Annotated in this window: 4 protein-coding genes; 1 reads left to right on the top strand and 3 read right to left on the bottom strand. The window is 59.2% G+C overall.

Going from position 1 to position 3,846, the window contains the following annotated elements; all coding sequences use genetic code 11:
- Positions 1-232 precede the first annotated feature (232 nt).
- The 3 genes from EII26_RS12645 to EII26_RS13215 form a co-directional block, all read right to left on the bottom strand.
- A complete protein-coding gene (locus tag EII26_RS12645) occupies positions 233-667 on the bottom strand; it encodes a hypothetical protein (protein ID WP_124889515.1) in 435 nt (144 codons plus the stop codon).
- A 274-nt stretch (positions 668-941) separates the two neighbouring features.
- On the bottom strand, positions 942-1,550 hold the full coding sequence (locus EII26_RS13645; protein WP_342447316.1) for a class I SAM-dependent methyltransferase: 609 nt from the start codon (positions 1,548-1,550) through the stop codon (positions 942-944).
- A 202-nt stretch (positions 1,551-1,752) separates the two neighbouring features.
- Positions 1,753-1,893: a hypothetical protein gene (locus tag EII26_RS13215; RefSeq protein WP_158612345.1), complete on the bottom strand. Its 141-nt coding sequence runs from the start codon at positions 1,891-1,893 to the stop codon at positions 1,753-1,755.
- A 61-nt stretch (positions 1,894-1,954) separates the two neighbouring features.
- Between EII26_RS13215 and EII26_RS12635 the strand changes: the two genes are divergently transcribed.
- Positions 1,955-3,592, top strand: coding sequence for a hypothetical protein (locus EII26_RS12635; protein WP_124889514.1), 1,638 nt, complete (start codon positions 1,955-1,957; stop codon positions 3,590-3,592).
- Positions 3,593-3,846 lie beyond the last annotated feature (254 nt).

The following is a 3,846-nucleotide window of genomic DNA, read 5'->3' as shown; positions in this document are numbered from 1 at the left end:
GGGCAGTTTTTCCTGAAGTTTGTAATAGTCGTAACAGAGCGCATAGGGCTTGCTGCGCACCCACTCGCCCTTGCCCTTCTCTCCGACGAACTTTCCCTGTCAACAGCCAGAGAAAAAGTCCCCCCTAAGTGTTCAGAGAAAAGGTCACCCTCGAGTCACTCTGCGCAGGGGTAGAGTGACTGTTTTTCCTGAAAGATCGCTTCCGGGGGGGCCGGGGCGGGCTTGTAAGCTTTCAGAGGCTTGCCCTTATTTCTTTTGTCGCATTGCTCGGAGCGGCACGCTCCGCCTTCTCCACCTCCTTCGGCTCGATACGCCGGCCCTTGTAAACTGCCCATGTCTTTCCTGAGAGAGTTTCCCTGATCTCCACATCAGAACGAGCCATAGAGGCTTTCTCAGGGGAGGGGGAGCCGGGGGCATAGGTTCGTCCTTTGTAAGAAATGCTTCCGCCACAATCCGTCTTACGCATCTCTCGGTGAGCGAAAAGGAAATCCACATCGACCTTTTCCGCAGGCTCAACGTAGGCGCTTTCCTGTTCTGCGGGCAGAACCGTAAACTTCTCGTTGTGTTTTGCGATGAGCTTGGGCAGGAAATTGTTGACACCGTCAATATCTGTGAGGCCAAGGAGTCTCAGCTTACCGGGCAGTCTGTCCTGCATGGTGTTCCACAAACGTTCTGCCTCCGACAGAGGCCCAGGGACTCCGCTGCTTCCTGATTGGTCATCCTCCCATTGACTAACAGCTCCATGACCTTGATGCGCTTGATCTCTTTTTGTGACAATGCCACTCGCTCCTGCTCCATATCCGAACATTACCAAAAGACCTGCCTGCCGCGGGGGGAGGGGGGTGACTTTTTCTCTGACTACTTATAGGGTGGACCGAAGGTTTAGCGCAGCTACATTATCTCAGAACAACGACACCAGAAGGGTGATATGTCGACCGCCTTCATGACAGAGTGGGGAAACGGCGGGCCGACCATCGGCATTCTGGGCGAGTACGACGCCCTGGCCGGGATGTCCCAGACCGCGAGCGCCAGCATCGAGGCCGCGGCGCCGAAGGCCCCGGGGTACGGCTGCGGACACAATCTGCTGGGCGTCGGCGGGCTGTTAGACGTATGCGCGGTGAAGGAGGCCCTCGCCGCCCATTCTGCGGGTTGCGCTCCGAGCCCGGAAGGAAACGCTCCCTCACGGCCATGATGTCCGGAAGGTCCAGGTCCACCTGGACGCCCTTGCCCGAGTCCGTCCGCAGGAAATAGTCGTCCAGCCCGCAGGCTAGGTACACGACCACAGGCTTGTCCCATTCCGCAAGGATGCGCCGCGTCTGGCGGTCGAAGCGGCGCGTGCGGATGACCGTCCCCACCTGCGACATCCTCTTGCCCCGGAATCGGGACATGTCCACGCCGATTTTCTCCAAGATCTCGACCACCTTGGGGTCCTCGATGATACGGTCGGGGCCTCGGGTCTCCTGCGCCTTGAAGTACAGCGTCAGGAGCGCCGTCTCCGAGATGGGGCTCCTGAAATCGAGCTCACCCTGCGTTTTCCTGTTCTCATCCATATTTTGATCGACCATATCTGAACCAACCTCCTTTGCCTTGGGCGCCCAAAGAGGAAGCCCCTTCGTGTTTGCTAAGTACAACATTTATGAGGCTAATGTTTCTTTTTGAGAAAGTCAACGCCGGTTCGATTTCCCGAGCACCGCGGTAATCCGGCTGCAAAAGGCCCGTTCCCGAGACGCCGTTCTGTGCAGAAGGTTCTTTTCATGGCTCGAACATGCTAAACTCGATTATGGCGTATCCTGCTGGGAGAGGGATACGCAGGGCATGATCCCAAATATCGGCGACTAAAGGAGTGACAAAGATGAACGAAGCGTGGAATGCGCCGGAAAACAGGTATTCCATCAGCCGATTTGCGCTCTGGGCGTGGATACTCTCGTTTGGCTGCACATTGGGGGACACCTTTGTGAGAATTGCCTTGTGGTTCCAGGGCGGGGAACAAGGCCTCTGGCCGCTGTCCGTCCTGGCGGTAGCCGCCGCGGTTGCCTTTCTCCTGCACATCCGGCGAGACCGTCGTGCGGCTCTGGCCCTGAGCATTGGAGTTGGCGTCTATGAGCTTTTGAATCAAGGGCTCTACCTCTACTCGTTCTACTTCGCCAACGAGGACCCGGAGTCCCTGCGAAGGATGCTCCGCCTGCTGACCTCGGGGCATTGGTGGGGCTATCGGTGCCTGTGGCTTCCCCTCCTCACGGGCGGCTACCTGGCGCTGCGCCGGAACCGACGCGCTTGGCCGCTGCTCTGCATCGGTGCGGCGGGCGCTCTGTACCAGCTTGCCGATATCCCTTTTCTGCGATATTTCCTGACGTATTCCCCGCAGTATGGAGAACTGCGGTTCTCAACTATGACGGTGTTCGAGGCTTTTGTGGCCATGGGCTACGCTTCCGCCGTCGCCGCGTTCCTGTTTGCGTACCTGGATGCACGTTCTTCGAGGCCGGTGCGGTTCGATGAGCTTGGATCCGGCGAGCTCGCGTCCGAGGCGGTCGGCGGCCTCCCGGGGGCGTCGACGCTCCAAAGGAGGCTCCGGCGGCTGCTCCTGGCGAGCACGATCCTCGTCTGCCTCAACGAGTTCTTCGGCACGGGCACTCTCCTGAGCGTACTCCTGAGGATGACGGCATACGACAGCATCGGCAGGACGGGCACTCACCTGCTCGCCTGTCTTCTGCCCTGCGCCGCATACCTCTACAGCCTGGCCCCGTTCGCCTCGCCGAGGGTCCTCGTGGCTTATGCCTACTACGAGGCCTTCATGTATGCGGCATACACGGCCACGGCAGTGCTCCGTGCAATCATGGGCGAATCCATGATGGTAGCAATCGGCCTGGGAGCGTTATACATCTTGCACGTCTTGGCAAACGTGCTCCTGATGGTGCTGTTCCTGGCCGTCCTCCATACGGGCCGCCGCCTGGACGAACGGTCCCGAGCTGCCGGGGCGGAGGAGTCCTCCCTTGCGTGGAGTGCCTACGCCATAGCCTTCCTCTATCCGTTGGCGGACTGCATCTCTTGGGTCATGACGTGGGCCGATTTCCGACAGAATCCGGGTTCCTTGAGCCTGGGGGCGACCCTGCCGTTCCTCAATGCCTTGCTCGTCATGCTCTGCCTGTTCCTCCTCCCGAGGAGGGATCGCCGCTCGGCCCTGGCCGCAAGCGCGGCCGCAGGTGCGTCCCTCCTGCTCAGCATAGCCACCAGCATCCTCCTGTGGATCCCCAAGGTGGAGCTCCGTTTCTGGCTGCTCTCTCCATCGTGGTGGGGCATGCGGGTATTCCCTGCTTTGCTCATCGTGGGTGGATACCTGGCGCTGTATCGAAGACGCTGGGCGCCCCTCGTGTTGACCGCGAGCGCCGCGGGCGCGCTGTGGGCCCTGTGGGGATACGTTGCCTCCCTCAACCCGAATTCCATGCAGATAGATATCCGCACCACTCTGGTGATCTTTCAAGAGACCGTCCCGCTCATTGCCTGCGTCCTCGCCTGGTGCGACCGGCGATCGGGTGGGTGGAGAAATCCACCGATCCGCGACATTAACGTTGACATGGCACCTCATATTGTCTGAGCGGGAAAAGTATCACATTTTCAATGTGAAGGAAAGAGTGTAGAGGGATGAGGAAAAGGTTTGTGTCCGTGACCATGATTGTAATGTCGGCCTTGTTGAGTGGGCGTTTCCGATGCCGAAAAATCTGAAATCGGCCTGATAAAATGGGCAAGGTGACGGTGGACCCGACGGCGTTCGTCATCCTCTCCGACGTGTCGGAGGTCGTAGGGGAGGGCTTCAAGAGCTGGCTGCACATGTAGTTTTTGCCCTTCTTC

Source organism: Fretibacterium sp. OH1220_COT-178, from assembly GCF_003860125.1.
Taxonomy (GTDB): Bacteria; Synergistota; Synergistia; order Synergistales; family Aminobacteriaceae; genus CAJPSE01.
This window is presented reverse-complemented; position numbering and strand designations above follow the sequence as displayed.

Excerpts from the sequence above, each read along its gene's own strand:
- EII26_RS13645 (WP_342447316.1), bottom strand. The coding sequence starts at position 1,550 with ATGGATGAGAACAGGAAAACGCAGGGTGAGCTCGATTTCAGGAGCCCC.
- EII26_RS13215 (WP_158612345.1), bottom strand. The coding sequence starts at position 1,893 with ATGGAATACCTGTTTTCCGGCGCATTCCACGCTTCGTTCATCTTTGTC.